We start from the raw sequence: 12326 nt of genomic DNA on the forward strand, positions 1-12326 counted from the left end.
CCGCCGCTCGGCGAGCAGCTTCCGCGGCCCCTGAGGCAACCGCGTCTGACGGATCTCGAACAACACAACCCCTGAACAAGTCAGGTGTTGCAACCACCACTAGAACCCAAGAGGAAGGGGGCCTTCATGTACTTGGGAGGTCAGCAGCGGTTGAGCATGTCCGTCAGCGCGGTCTTCTCGGCCGTCTTGATGGTGAGCTTGTACTTGTGCTTCACCGTGGTCCACATCTTCGCGTAGGTGCACCAGTAGCCGGTGGTCGGCGGCTTCCAGGCGTCCGGCGACTTGTCGCCCTTCTCCTGGTTGACGTTGTCGGTGACGGCGATCAGCTGCGGCGCGCTGAGGTCGTTCGCGAACGCCTGTCGCTGCGTGGTGGTCCACGAAGACGCCCCGGTGCGCCACGCGGCGGCGAGCGGGACGACGTGGTCGATGTCCACATCGGACGCCGCGCTCCACGTCGCGCCGTCGTATGGGCTGAACCAGTTGCCGGAGACGGCGGCGCAACTGCTGTCCTGCTGCACGTTCGTGCCGTCCCGCTTCAGCACGACCTCGCGGGTGTTGCAGCTGTTGCCCTGATCGGACCAGTGCGGGAACTTGTCGCGGCTGTACCCGCTCGACGAGCCGTCCGGCTGGACGGTCAGCGCGGCGAGCTGCGATTTGGCGGTCGCGGTCGACGGAATGCCAGGGGGTGTCGCTTCGGCGACGCCGACGACGCCCGCCGAGACGATCGCCGAGACGGCGAGGACAGTGAATGAGCGACGAACAGCAAGCCCAGTTGGCATATTGCTGCCTCCATGTCAGGTGTGGGGACCAAGTCACCTTGCGGCACGGATATGACCTGCGCAACACCATCGGGTGACACCTTGCTGGCCATTCGTGAACAGAGGATGTCGCTAGCAGGCAGGATCCGGTGTACGTCCGCCGAAAAAGATTCGGAAAGTCCAGCGGATGGTTCTGGGCCGAACGGGTTACACCAGACCTCGGACCAGCCGGAGGTCCTCGGTGTGCCGGTACCAGGTCCACCGGCTCATCGCGCGCGGATGGACGACGCCGTCGCTGCTCGGCCGGGTCGGGATGCAGCCGAGCTGGAACGCCCGCGCGTACTGCGTCGAAGGCCGCTTGAACAGCGTCCCCTTGGTCACCCGGACCATCAGTCCCGGCCCGCTCGCGTCCGGTTCGACCTCGATCGAGCGCGCGGGCCCGCGCAGGACGGTGTGCTCGTCGCAGTAGGCCACCCCGCGCACCATGCCGACCACGCCGCGGCCGACGAGCACGCCGCCGGTGTCGTCGCGGATCAGCGGCACCGGGTCCACTTCGCCACGCAGCGCGAGCGCGAGGGCACGCAGTGGCTGGGTCGGCAGGCTCCAGATACGGGCGACGTCGGAGTCCGGCGAGGACGGCACGAACCCGAGCGACACGCCGGTGAGCTGTTCCTTTCGCAACAGTCGAAGCGCGACGGCCGCCAGGTCCGCGTCGGTGCCCGCGACCACCAAGTGATCGTGTTCCCCCAGCAAGGGGTCGATATCCGCCTTGCCGGGACGGCTCGGGACGCGCACCATTTCGACGTCGTCGATCTCCGGGAGGGTGGGCTCGCCCTCCGGACAGACCACCACTATTCCGCGCACCCGAAGGCCCTCCGTTACGCTCATGCACCGGCATTTACCAGCGCCAAACCACAAGTCGCCGAACACCTGGAGTGTCACATGCCGGCCATCGTGCTGATCGGGGCCCAATGGGGGGACGAGGGCAAGGGCAAGGCCACCGACCTGCTCGGCGACCGCGTCCAGTGGATCGTGCGTTACCAAGGCGGTAACAACGCGGGCCACACCGTAGTCCTTCCCGACGGGCAGAACTTCGCCCTCCACCTGATCCCGTCCGGGATCCTCACGCCGGGCGTCACCAACGTCATCGGCAACGGCGTCGTGATCGACCCGGGCGTGCTGCTCGACGAGCTCGCCGGGCTGGAAGAACGCGACGTCGACACCAGCAAACTGCTGATCTCCGCCGACGCGCATTTGATCATGCCGTACCACGTGGAGATCGATAAGGTCACCGAGCGTTACCTCGGTAGCCGCAAGATCGGCACCACCGGCCGCGGCATCGGCCCCTGCTACCAGGACAAGATCGCCCGTGTCGGCGTCCGCGTGCAGGACCTGCTCGACGAGAAGATCTTCCGGCAGAAGGTCGAGTCGGCACTGGAGTTCAAGAACCAGGTGCTGGTCAAGGTCTACAACCGCAAGGCCCTCGACGCCGACCAGGTCGCCGACGAGGTGCTGGCCGCCGGCGAGAAGTTCGCGCACCGCATCGCCGACACCCGCCTCCAGCTCAACCAGGCCCTCGAACGCGGCGAGACCGTGCTGCTCGAAGGCTCGCAGGGCACCCTGCTCGACGTCGACCACGGCACCTATCCGTTCGTGACGTCGTCGAACCCGACGTCCGGCGGCGCGAGCGCGGGTTCGGGCATCGGCCCGGGCAAGATCACCACCGTGCTGGGCATCCTCAAGGCCTACACGACCCGCGTCGGCTCCGGCCCGTTCCCGACCGAACTGGACGACGAGTCCGGCGAGTACCTGCGCAAGCAGGGTGGCGAGTTCGGCGTCACCACCGGCCGCTCGCGGCGCACCGGCTGGTTCGACGCGGTCATCGCGCGCTACGCGGTGCGGGTCAACGGCATCACCGACTACTTCCTCACCAAACTGGACGTGCTGTCCGGACTGGAGAAGGTGCCGGTGTGCGTCGGCTACGAGGTCGACGGCTTCCGTACTTACGACATGCCGATGACGCAGACCGACGTGCACCACGCGCTGCCGATCTACGAAGAACTGCCGGGCTGGTTCGAGGACATCTCGGGCTGTCGCACCTTCGAGGAGCTGCCGGCGAACGCGCGAGCGTACGTCGAGCGGCTCGAAGAGCTTTCGGGCGCCCGGATCTCGGCGATCGGCGTCGGCCCGGGGCGGGAACAGACGATCGTGCGGCACGAGTTCGTCTGACGTTTCGAGGCGCACGTGTGACATGAAAGGCCCCTTCCTTGCAAATTTTGCAAGGAAGGGGCCTTTCATTGCGTCTCGGACGACCCAGACGTCAGGTGAGCGAGGTCTTCACCGGAGTCTCGTTCCGGAACAGGTCCAGCACCGGGCAGTGCTCGTCCACCTGCCGCTTCAGATCTTCGTAAGCCTCCGCACCCGCAGGCCCGCTCAGCTCGACCGAAACGCGTACGTCACCGAAGCCCGGCCGGGTCGACGAGAACCCGAAGAACCCGTGCAGGTCGATGTCGCCGTTCACGGTCACCTTCACGCCGTCGAGTGGCACACCGAGCTTCGCCGCCCAGAACTGGTACGTGATCACCTGGCAGGAGCCCAGCGCGGCGAGCGCGTATTCGACCGGGTTCGCCGCGGTGTCGGTGCCGCCGAGCGCGGCGGGTTCGTCGACGGTGAACGTGTGGTCGCGCACGCGGACGTCCACCTGGGTCGCGGTTCCGGGGTTCAGCGCGTTGGCGACGCTGAACGAGACGGCGACGTTGCGCGGGTCGGCGTCGACGGCGGTCTTGGTTCCTTCGATGACATCGGTCAGCGACATCGGGTCACTCCAGGATCGAGGTGTCGGACAGCGCCCAGGGTGCGACAACCCGGGAAACCGCGCGCGTGATCCCAGTCGGTGAACACCGAAATATCCTTTCGGCGGATTCGTTGGCGTTGAACATGACCATCGGAGTGGCGCTCCCGTCCGGCGACACCGCGGACGCCGTCAACATCAGACCGTCGCCGCCGAGATCCGCCGGTACTTCGACGCCGGGGCGACCGAGGTCGTCGCGACCCAGTCCGGCACCCGGAACTCCGAAGAGCGACTTCGCACCTGGCGCGTCCTGGGAGACCTCGTAAAGGGCTGAAGGGGCCCATCGTCGCGTAAGACGAGCTGAAGGGGACTTTCACCGCATGACATGCGGTGAAAGTCCCCTTCAGCCTCTTTCGCCCCGTGGCCTTGCTCACAGAGTTCGGATTGTGCATACTCGTGCGCATAGCGAACACAGCTGGAGGTCCCGATGTCCCCTGCCACGGCCCGTTCGTGGGTGGTCCCGCTCGCCTGGACGGCGGTGCTGCTCGACGGATTCGACCTGGTCGTCCTGGGCACGGTGCTGCCCGCGCTGCTCCGTGACCATGTCTGGGGGCTGACACCGGGCACGGCGTCGGTGATCTCGACGTTCGGCCTGATCGGCATGATGATCGGCGCGATGGCGATCGGCACGATCACCGACGTCATCGGCCGCCGGAAGGCGCTGATCATCGCGGTCGCCGCCTTCTCGGTGTGCACCGCGCTCTGTGCGATCGCGCCCTCGGCGTTCTTCTTCGGCTTGTTCCGCTTCCTCGCCGGGCTCGGCCTGGGCGGCTGTCTCCCGACGGCGATCGCGCTGGTCACCGAGTACGCCCGCAAGGGCAAGGGCGGAAGTGCGACCACCACGGTGATGACCGGCTACCACGTCGGCGCGGTGCTCACCGCCCTGCTCGGCATCTGGCTGATCCAGCCGCTCGGCTGGCGCGCGATGTTCGTCGCGGGCGCGCTGCCCGCGCTCGTCATGATCCCGTTGATGATCAAGTACCTGCCGGAATCCGAGTCCTTCGAGCGGGCGCGGGAGACGCAGGACAAGTCGGCGGCGGAGGTCGTCGGCGGGCTGTTCCGCGGCGGTCTCCTGCGTGCCACCATCGCGTTCTGGGTGACGTCGTTCATGGGACTGCTGCTGGTCTACGGGCTCAACACCTGGCTGCCGGAGATCATGCGCCAGGCCGGGTATCCGCTCGGCGCGGCGCTCGGACTGCTGCTCACGCTGAACCTCGGCGGTGTCGTCGGCCTGCTCATCGCGGGCAGGGTGGCGGACAAGGTCGGCGTGCGGCCGGCGGTGATCTTCTGGTTCCTCGGGGCAGCGGTGTTCCTGGCCCTGCTGAGCGTGAAACTGCCCGCGGCCGGTCTGTACGTGGCCGTGTTCCTCACCGGCGGATTCGTGTTCAGCGCGCAGGTCCTCGTGTACGCCTACATCGGCAAGACGTACCCGGACTGGCAGCGCGCCACCGGCATCGGCTGGGCGGCGGGCGTCGGCCGGGTCGGCGCGATCTGCGGCCCGATCCTCGGCGGCGCGCTGCTGACCGCCGGGATCGCGTACCCGTGGGGCTTCTACGCCTTCGCCGGGGTCGGTGCGCTGGGCGCGGCCGCCGTGACCGGAGTCCGTGTCGGCCGCGCCCGGGAGGCCGCCGCTACCCCAGTTCCTTGAGTTCCCGTTCCACGGCGGCGAGTTCCTCCTCGGAGCCCTGCACCTTCGGGCCTGTGAACCACTTGCGTGCCGAGGCGAACCACCACACGGCCGCACCACCGAGTACGACGAGGAAGGCGATCGGCGTGTAGTTGAAACTGTCGATGGTGATCGGTGATCCCTGCGGGAGCATGAACAGTACGAAGATGAAGCACACCCAGACGGTCGCGACCGTACCGACGGGCTTGCCCCACCGGCCGAGGCTCCACGGGCCGGGCTCGAAGTCGTCACCCTTGCGCACCCGCAGGAACACCGGGATCACGTAGGCGACGTAGAGGCCGACGACCGCGATCGAGGTCACCGCCGCGTAGGCGGTCGCGCTCCACAGGTACGGCAGAGCGAGCAGGAGCGCGCCGCCCGCGGCCAGCCATACCGCGTTGGTCGGCGTCTGGGTGCGCTTGTTGATGCGGTGCCAGAACTTCGACCCCGGGATCGCGCCGTCGCGGGCGAAGGCGTAGATCATCCGCGAGTTCGCCGTCACGGACGCCATGCCGCAGAACAACTGCGCGCCGATGCAGATCAGCAACAGGAACTTGCCGGTCGTCGCGCCGGTCGCGTCGATGAAGATCTGCGCGGGCGGCACCCCGGTCTCGGAGCCGGCGGCGCCTTCGTAGTTCTGGATGGCGAAGGTGAGGCCGATCAGCAGGATCCAGCCGGCGACCAGGGACACCAGGATCGAGTTGATGATCCCGCGCGGCCCGGCCTTCGCCGCGTTCTTGGTCTCTTCGGTCATATGGGCCGAGGCGTCGTACCCGGTGAGTGTGTACTGCGCGAGCAGCAGGCCCAGTAAGAAGACGTAGACCGGTGAAGCCCAGCCGGTGTTGTTCACGAACTCGCCGAAGACGAAGGACGCGTCCTGGTGCTTCTCGGGCACGATGATCAGCACCCCGACGATGACCAGCACACCCGCGAGGTGCCACCACACGCTGACGGTGTTCAGCAACGCCACGATCTTCACGCCGAAGGTGTTCAGCAGGCCGTGGATCACCAGGATGATCGCCAGCAGCAGGATCGTGTGGCCCGGCGTCGCCTCGAAGTTGAACTGCAAGTCGAGGAAGGCGTTGAGGAACAGGGCCGCGCCGAAGTCGATGCCCGCGGTGACCGCGATCTGCCCGATGAGGTTGAACCAGCCGGTGAACCACGCCCAGGCCGCGCCGTTGCGCGGGGCGAGCTTCGCCGCCCAGTAGTAGAGCCCGCCCGCGGTCGGATAGCTGGAGCAGACCTCGGCCATGCCCAGCCCGACGAGGATGACGAACAGACCCACCAGCGGCCAGCCCCAGATCATCGCGGCGGGACCGCCGGTCTTCATGCCGAACCCGTAGAGGGTCAGGCAGCCGGAGAGGATCGAGATGATCGTGAAGGAGACGGCGAAGTTGGAGAAGGTCGACATCGTGCGCCGGAGTTCCTGCGCGTAGCCGAGTTGGTGGAGCCGGGCACTGTCTTCGTCGGCGGGTTCGGCGGCCTGCTTATCTGAGACATCCATCGGGCACCCACTTAAAAGGTATGCGGACAGACCATTGAGATCCGCCGAAATTAGGCCCGCTCACCTGGGTGTGTCAAGGTCCCGTCAAGAAGTGCCCCGTTGTTATGAACGGACCTTTCATAACAAAATCTGTTATGAAAGGTCCGTTCATAACACGCGCGAAGCGGCGGTCAGCGCCCCTGGAACGCCTTCACGGCCTCCAGCGAGGTGTCCGGATGGTCGGAGAAGTACCCGTCGACACCCGCCTTGAGGAACGCCTCCTGCTCGGCGAACGCGTCGCCCCACTCGGCGAGGTTCGCCGACGAGCGCAGGTTCTGCGGGAGGAAGTTGTTCTCGTTGCGGAACGTGTACGGCCCGACCTTCAGCCCGGCCTTGTGCGCGTCGGCGACGAGCCTCGTCGGCTGCCCCAGCGCACCGTTCACCACCGGGATGACCTGCGCCTTCTCCGGGCCCAGGTAGTCCGCGTACTTCGAGATCTCCTTCAGACCCACCGGCGTGACGAGGTCGGCGTACGTCCGCGGGTCGCCCTTCGCGACGAAGTCGGCCGGAGCGCCTGTCGCCGAGGTCAGCTGCAACAGCGGCACCCGCACCTGCCGCGAAAGCGCGATCAGGTTCGACACCTCGAACGACTGGATGATCACCGGCGCCTTCGGGTGGTTGAGCCCGTTGCGCTTGAGCACCTCGACCAGCTTCGGTTCGGTCGGGTTCTTGATCGAGGAGAAGTAGGTCGAGTGCTTGATCTCCGGGTAGGTCCCCAGCTCACGGCGCAGTTCGCGGCCCAGCCGGCGCGTCAGGTCGAGCACCTCCTGGTAGGTGGCGATCTGGTAGCGGCCGTCGTAGAGCTTGTTGTTCGGCCGCAGCTGCGGGATCCGCTCGGTCGCGCGCAGGGTCTTCAACTCGGCGAGGGTGAAGTCCTCGGTGAACCAGCCGGTGAACGACGCGCCGTCGATGACCTTCGTCGTCTTCCGGTTCGCGAACTCGGGGTGCTTCGCGACGTCGGTGGTCCCGCCGATCTCGTTCTCGTGCCGGGCGACCAGCTGGCCGTCCTTGGTGGGCACCAGGTCGACGTCGACCCAGTCGACGCCCTGCCGGTAGGCGAGCTCATACGAGGCGAGCGTGTGCTCCGGGCGGTAGCCGGGCGCGCCGCGGTGTCCGACGATCACCGGACCATCGTGACCCCTTGCCTGTGCCGACACATCTTGGGCACCCGTCTCGGCGGCGCCGGCCAGCCCTGTGACGCTGAGGACGGCGAGGCCGGACAGGGCGAGCACGCCCAGGCGCTTTCGCATGGTGGGTAACCTCTTTCGACTTGAACGCGGGTACCGCGCCACCCTTGACGCAGGAGGCGTCCGGTCGGCGAAGACGGACCGGCGGGGCGCTGACCGCCGGGTGAACGCCGGATGGAACCACCCGCACGAGGACGGCGACGTCTTCGTGGCTCACCGGCCCGGTTACCCTGTGCGTCGTGCGCGTACTGGTAATCGGGTCCGGCGCCCGTGAGCATGCACTTGTCCTCGCGGTCGCGGAAGACCCTTCCGTCACCGCACTGGCCTGTGCCCCGGGCAACGCCGGCACCTCCTCGGTGGCCGAGCAGCTCGGTGTCGAAGCGGCCGATCCCGAATCGGTCTCGGCCCTGGCCAAGCAGTGGCAGGCGGACCTGGTGGTGGTCGGTCCCGAGGTCCCGTTGGTGGCGGGAGTCGCCGACGCGGTCCGCAAGGCGGGCATCGCCTGCTTCGGCCCGTCCGCGTCCGCGGCCCGGATCGAGGGCTCGAAGGCGTTCGCGAAGGACGTCATGGCGGCCGCGAAGGTGCCGACAGCGCACTGCGAGGTGGTCGACAACCCGGCCCGCCTCGACGCCGCGCTCGGCCGCTTCGGCCCCACCTGGGTGGTCAAGGACGACGGCCTCGCCGCCGGCAAGGGCGTCGTGGTCACCACGGACGTCGACGTCGCGCGCAAGCACGCCCTGATGCTGCTCGACGGCGGCCACCCGGTGCTCCTGGAGTCCTTTTTGGACGGCCCGGAGGCCTCTCTCTTCTGCTTCGTCGACGGCCGCACGGTCGTCCCGATGCTGCCCGCGCAGGACTTCAAGCGCGTCGGCGACGGCGACGCTGGCCCGAACACCGGCGGCATGGGTGCGTACGCGCCGCTGCCGTGGGCGCCGAAAGACCTGGTCGACGACGTCGTCGAGCGGATCGTCCAGCCCGTGGTCGACGAACTCGACAACCGTGGCGCCACCTTCTCCGGCCTGCTCTACGCCGGTCTCGCGCTGACCACCGAAGGCCCGCAGGTCATCGAGTTCAACTGCCGCTTCGGCGACCCGGAGACCCAGGTCGTCCTGGCGCTGCTGCGCAGCCCACTCGGCCAGGTCCTGCACGCGACGGCGACCGGCAAGCTCGCCGACCTGCCGCCGCTGGACTGGGACTCGGGCGCGGCGGTCACCGTCGTGCTCGCCGCGGACGGCTATCCCGGCAAGCCGAGGACCGGTGACGTCATCACCGGTGGCGAGATCGAAGGCGTGCTCCACGCCGGGACCCGCCGCCGCGACGACGGCGCCGTGGTCTCCTCCGGCGGCCGCGTGCTGTCGGTCGTCGGCACCGGCAAGAACCTGAAGGCCGCCCGCAAGGACGCCTACGCGACGGTCGAGAAGGTCCACCTGGCCGGCTCGCACCATCGCACCGACATCGCCCTGCTCGCCGCCAAGGGAGAGATCGCCACCCCTGTCTCGTGAAATTGGGGCCTCGTGAATTTCGGACGGAACCGTCCCGGCAACCGGTGCGTCAAACCCGGTATTTCCTGCAAAGCTTAGGCAACCGATACATCGGCGTTGGTAGCCTCGGCAGGGCGAACGGTCACCGTGCGTACTTCTAAGGGGTGGGGAATGTCAGGATCGAGCAAGGTCCAGGACCTCGCGTCGGCGGTCCCGGTTCCGCCGTCGGTGGCCGATATCCGGGTCGATCCGTCGAAGCTGCTCGAAGTGGCGAAGATCGTCGAACAGCAGGTCGACGCGCTGCAGGACAAGCTTTTGACGCGGCTCGACCAGCTGCGGATCGACACTCCGGCCAACGACACCGTGAGCGTGCACGCGACCAGCGTCTGGAACGAGCTGGTGGCCGACGGTGACACGTCGTATGCCGCGCAGGTCAAGGCGTACATCGCCGGGCTGCGAGGGCTGGTCAAGCAACTCCGCACGGCGGCCAAGGAGTACAAGACCAGCGATGCGGACAAGGCCGCCGCGTTCGGGGACCGTGGTGTACACCGGGCGTAGGCCCCGTGTGCTGGTATCCGGCGGAGTGCTCACCCTCGCGCTGGCCGGATGTGCCACGGACACGGGCGGACAGGCGTTTCCCAACGAACCTGCGCTGGCTTCGGCCACTCAGGGCGCCAAGGCGTCCGCGCTGCCCGCCAGGCCCGCCGAACTGAGTCTTCAGGGCGTCGATCCGTGCGCCTTGGTCACCGCTCCGCAGCTCGACCAGCTCAAGATCAACAGCAAACCGCGTGCGGCTGCGGAACCGATCGACGGCCCGACCTGTGTCTTCGACGCGGACGCAGCGGAGCCCTTCCACACCTATTACGTCCGCACGGTCACCGCGGACGTGGAGGAGTGGCTCACCGGCAAGCGCCGCAAGAACAGCATGACGACCGAACCGAAGGCGGTCGGCGGGTTTCCCGCCGTCACGAACTACCGCGACGCCGGGACGCCGGGTGAGTGCGAAACGCTCGTCGGTGTCGCCCAAGGGCAGACGCTGGCGGCGCGGGCCATCACCGTCACCGCCGGCGCGTTCACCAGGCCGCAGCTGTGCGAGATGTCCGCGCAGGTGGCCGATCTGGCATTGCAGACCTTGAAAGCACGCAATTAGGGAGGGCGCCGTGAACGTTTCCGACCTCGCGGGCAGGCTCCGCGATCTTCGGTTCGAGGGCTACACCGACACCGGGATCGCGACCGAGATCGAACGCTTCCGCAGCGGCGACGGCACCGGCAGCATCGGCATCGCCGTCGACGCGCTGAAGTCCGTCGCGACCGCGCTCGCCGACACCGACAAGACGTTGCGTGACGAGCTGGGCAGGCTCGGCGTGGAATGGCAGAGCGAGGCGGGTGGCGCCGCCGGCGAGGTGTTCACCGAGCAGGCGGGCTTCTCCCAGGACGCGAACTCGAAGGTCTCGCACTCCGCGGAGATGATCTTCGCCCAGGGTGAGGCCTTCAACCGGACGCTGCACAAGCTCCCCGACCCGGAAGTGGTCCGGAAGGGCGCGGGCGGGTTGACCCTCGGTGACGTCGTGTTGAGCCTCATCGGGTTCGAGACCGACCACGCGAAGAGCGTCGGCGCCGCGAACAACGCGCGGGCGCAGGCGCAGGAGGCGTTGAACGACTACGCGAAGACGAGCGGCGAGAACCTGCTGTCGACCGACACCCTGGCCGACCCGCAGGCGATGAACCTGACCCAGAACACGACCGCGGCCGGAACAGGCGGCGGTTCCGGCACGCTCGACCTCGCGGGCACGGCCACCGACCTGACTCCGGACGGCAGCGTGCGGCCCGCGTCGGCCGCCGTCGAGTCGAAGTACGTGCCGCCGGTCGTGCAGCCCGTCAGCAACCCGAAGTCGCCGTCCTACGACGCGCCGACCCCGGCCTACGGTGTCGCACTCGGCGGCGGCGCTCCGGCCAGGAAGACCAGCTCCTCGGCGCCTCATGGCGGTGCCACGGTTCCCGCGGCTTCCGCGCCGACCACGCCGTCGGGCACCTCGCGGCCGGTGCCTGCGCCAGGCAGCGGCTGGGTGACGCCGAACCGGCCCGCTCCGCAGCCCGAACAGGGCAGGCCGTCGTACCCGGTCACCGGCTCGCCCGGCTCTCCGCCGTTCGTCCCGCCGGGTACGCCTAACCTCCCGCCGGGCTCCCCGAACGTCCCGCCTGGCCAGTCCACCGGGAGCCTGCCGCCGAGCAACAGCACCACGTCGGCGCAGCCGGCGGGCAAGTCGTTCGGCACCGGCCCCGGCGTCGACGGCGCTCTCGGCAAGGGCCCCGGCTCTAGCTCGGGCCCCGGCGTCTTCGGTGGCGTCGGCGGTGGCCAGGCTGGAGGCGACCAAGCTCTCGGCAAGGGGCGCTCGGTCGGCACGGGACCGCAGGCACCGCTGGCCGCCGGAAACGAATCCGGCCGCGGCTTCCCGGCCGTCCCGAAGATCACCGGCCCGGCCGCGGGCGACCTGGGAGCCGGTGCCGCCGCGCTCGGCGCCGGTGTCGCGGGCGGCGCGCTGAGCGGCGACAAGGAACGCGACCGCCGTCCCCGTCAGGAAGGCGGTGGCGTGAAGCCGACCCGTCAGCTGCCGATCGGCGAGCTTCCCGAAGAGGAGGCCATGCGGCGCTCCGAGAAGATCGGCGCGAAGCAGCCGAAGGCCGAGTCGAAGTTCATGGAGCGCGCGGCCACCCAGGACGTCGAAGAGGACGCGGAGCACATCCGCCGCTACGGCGTCGACGACAAGGACCTGTTCACCGACGAGCGCATGGTTTCGCCCGACGTCATCGGTGACCACGGCAACTCCGAAGCGCGCTGA

Annotated in this window: 11 protein-coding genes; 6 read left to right on the forward strand and 5 right to left on the reverse strand. The window is 68.3% G+C overall.

Features of this window, described 5'->3' with window-relative positions; genetic code table 11:
- Positions 1-140 precede the first annotated feature (140 nt).
- Together ACLARN_RS38665 and ACLARN_RS38670 are read right to left on the reverse strand one after the other, a co-directional pair.
- Positions 141-779 (reverse strand): HNH endonuclease family protein, encoded by a 639-nt coding sequence (locus ACLARN_RS38665; protein ID WP_409496443.1) that lies wholly within the window; start codon positions 777-779, stop codon positions 141-143.
- A gap of 186 nt (positions 780-965) precedes the next feature.
- Complete coding sequence (locus tag ACLARN_RS38670; RefSeq protein WP_244197040.1) at positions 966-1646, reverse strand: hypothetical protein; 681 nt, start codon at positions 1644-1646, stop codon at positions 966-968.
- Between the two features lie 54 nt (positions 1647-1700).
- Between ACLARN_RS38670 and ACLARN_RS38675 the strand changes: the two genes are divergently transcribed.
- The gene (locus ACLARN_RS38675; RefSeq protein ID WP_409496444.1) at positions 1701-2987 is read left to right on the forward strand and encodes an adenylosuccinate synthase; all 1287 of its coding nucleotides are present in this window, start codon (positions 1701-1703) and stop codon (positions 2985-2987) included.
- 91 nt (positions 2988-3078) lie between these two features.
- Here the strand turns inward: ACLARN_RS38675 and ACLARN_RS38680 are convergent, their stop codons facing one another.
- Complete coding sequence (locus ACLARN_RS38680; protein WP_409496445.1) at positions 3079-3573, reverse strand: OsmC family protein; 495 nt, start codon at positions 3571-3573, stop codon at positions 3079-3081.
- Positions 3574-4036: 463 nt separating this feature from the next.
- Here ACLARN_RS38680 and ACLARN_RS38685 point away from each other — a divergent pair, with 463 nt between their 5' ends.
- Positions 4037-5257 carry an MFS transporter gene (locus tag ACLARN_RS38685; RefSeq protein WP_409496446.1) on the forward strand — a complete coding sequence of 407 codons (1221 nt, stop codon included), beginning with the start codon at positions 4037-4039 and terminating at the stop codon, positions 5255-5257.
- Here the strand turns inward: ACLARN_RS38685 and ACLARN_RS38690 are convergent.
- Together ACLARN_RS38690 and ACLARN_RS38695 are read right to left on the reverse strand one after the other, a co-directional pair.
- Positions 5241-6779 (reverse strand): amino acid permease, encoded by a 1539-nt coding sequence (locus ACLARN_RS38690; RefSeq protein ID WP_409496447.1) that lies wholly within the window; start codon positions 6777-6779, stop codon positions 5241-5243. The two genes, ACLARN_RS38685 and ACLARN_RS38690, sit on opposite strands and share 17 nt — an antisense overlap.
- Positions 6780-6949: 170 nt before the next feature.
- Complete coding sequence (locus ACLARN_RS38695; protein WP_409496448.1) at positions 6950-8068, reverse strand: glycerophosphodiester phosphodiesterase; 1119 nt, start codon at positions 8066-8068, stop codon at positions 6950-6952.
- A gap of 176 nt (positions 8069-8244) precedes the next feature.
- Here ACLARN_RS38695 and purD point away from each other — a divergent pair, with 176 nt between their 5' ends.
- From purD to ACLARN_RS38715, 4 genes are all read left to right on the forward strand, one after another.
- Positions 8245-9507: a phosphoribosylamine--glycine ligase gene (purD, locus tag ACLARN_RS38700; protein WP_409496449.1), complete on the forward strand. Its 1263-nt coding sequence runs from the start codon at positions 8245-8247 to the stop codon at positions 9505-9507.
- Positions 9508-9657: 150 nt separating this feature from the next.
- The gene (locus tag ACLARN_RS38705; protein WP_409496450.1) at positions 9658-10044 is read left to right on the forward strand and encodes a hypothetical protein; all 387 of its coding nucleotides are present in this window, start codon (positions 9658-9660) and stop codon (positions 10042-10044) included.
- Complete coding sequence (locus ACLARN_RS38710) at positions 9995-10636, forward strand: DUF3558 domain-containing protein (protein ID WP_409496451.1); 642 nt, start codon at positions 9995-9997, stop codon at positions 10634-10636. Before ACLARN_RS38705 ends, ACLARN_RS38710 begins: the two co-directional genes overlap by 50 nt.
- A 10-nt stretch (positions 10637-10646) precedes the next feature.
- Positions 10647-12326: a hypothetical protein gene (locus tag ACLARN_RS38715; protein ID WP_409496452.1), complete on the forward strand. Its 1680-nt coding sequence runs from the start codon at positions 10647-10649 to the stop codon at positions 12324-12326.

Origin of the sequence: Amycolatopsis sp. cmx-11-12, from assembly GCF_046269425.1 — a bacterium.
In the GTDB taxonomy this organism is placed as follows: Bacteria; Actinomycetota; Actinomycetes; order Mycobacteriales; family Pseudonocardiaceae; genus Amycolatopsis.

Bases quoted from the DNA above. Each gene is read 5' to 3' on its own strand.
- ACLARN_RS38690 (WP_409496447.1), bottom strand. From the start codon at position 6,779: ATGGATGTCTCAGATAAGCAGGCCGCCGAACCCGCCGACGAAGACAGT.
- ACLARN_RS38680 (WP_409496445.1), bottom strand. From the start codon at position 3,573: ATGTCGCTGACCGATGTCATCGAAGGAACCAAGACCGCCGTCGACGCC.
- ACLARN_RS38665 (WP_409496443.1), bottom strand. From the start codon at position 779: ATGCCAACTGGGCTTGCTGTTCGTCGCTCATTCACTGTCCTCGCCGTC.
- ACLARN_RS38670 (WP_244197040.1), bottom strand. From the start codon at position 1,646: ATGAGCGTAACGGAGGGCCTTCGGGTGCGCGGAATAGTGGTGGTCTGT.
- ACLARN_RS38695 (WP_409496448.1), bottom strand. From the start codon at position 8,068: ATGCGAAAGCGCCTGGGCGTGCTCGCCCTGTCCGGCCTCGCCGTCCTC.
- ACLARN_RS38685 (WP_409496446.1), top strand. From the start codon at position 4,037: ATGTCCCCTGCCACGGCCCGTTCGTGGGTGGTCCCGCTCGCCTGGACG.
- ACLARN_RS38705 (WP_409496450.1), top strand. From the start codon at position 9,658: ATGTCAGGATCGAGCAAGGTCCAGGACCTCGCGTCGGCGGTCCCGGTT.
- ACLARN_RS38710 (WP_409496451.1), top strand. From the start codon at position 9,995: ATGCGGACAAGGCCGCCGCGTTCGGGGACCGTGGTGTACACCGGGCGT.
- ACLARN_RS38675 (WP_409496444.1), top strand. From the start codon at position 1,701: ATGCCGGCCATCGTGCTGATCGGGGCCCAATGGGGGGACGAGGGCAAG.